The sequence below is a fragment of the Streptomyces sp. RPT161 genome, from assembly GCF_027533845.1.
Taxonomy (GTDB): Bacteria; Actinomycetota; Actinomycetes; order Streptomycetales; family Streptomycetaceae; genus Streptantibioticus_A; species Streptantibioticus_A silvisoli_A.
Genome location: NZ_JAPZVN010000092.1, coordinates 1 through 697 on the forward strand (window position 1 = coordinate 1; position 697 = coordinate 697).

A 697-nucleotide genomic window follows, 5' to 3' on the forward strand; every position below is an offset into this window, starting at 1 on the left:
CGGGCGTGTGGCGGAGCTGCATGCGATTCGTGAGCAGGTGCGGCGGGGGCCGAGTGAGCGGGCGACCGAGGCGCAGCATGCCAAGGGCAAGTTGACCGCGCGTGAGCGGATCGAGTTGTTGCTGGATGAGGGGTCGTTCCACGAGGTGGAGCCGTTGCGGCGGCATCGTGCTTCGGGGTTCGGCCTGGAGGCGAAGCGGCCGTACACCGATGGTGTGATCACCGGGTGGGGGACCGTGCATGGGCGCACGGTGTTCGTGTACGCGCATGATTTCCGGATCTTCGGTGGTGCGCTGGGTGAGGCGCATGCGCAGAAGATTCACAAGATCATGGACAAGGCGATCGCGGCGGGTGCGCCGTTGGTGTCGTTGAACGACGGTGCGGGTGCCCGGATCCAGGAGGGTGTCTCGGCGCTGGCCGGGTATGGCGGGATCTTCCAGCGCAACACGAGGGCTTCGGGTGTGATTCCGCAGATCTCGGTGATGCTGGGTCCGTGTGCGGGTGGTGCGGCTTACAGTCCGGCGTTGACGGACTTCGTGTTCATGGTGCGGGAGACCTCGCAGATGTTCATCACCGGCCCGGATGTGGTGCAGGCGGTGACGGGTGAGAAGGTCTCGCAGAACGGTCTGGGTGGTGCGGATGTGCACGCCGAGACCTCCGGGGTGGCGCACTTCGCCTACGACGACGAGCAGAGCTGC

1 protein-coding gene is annotated in these 697 nt (G+C 66.0%); it reads left to right on the plus strand.

Annotation, left to right across the window (positions count from 1 at the left end):
* A partial coding sequence (locus O5O46_RS35040; RefSeq protein ID WP_333482455.1) for a carboxyl transferase domain-containing protein occupies positions 1 to 697 on the plus strand: 697 nt, incomplete at both ends.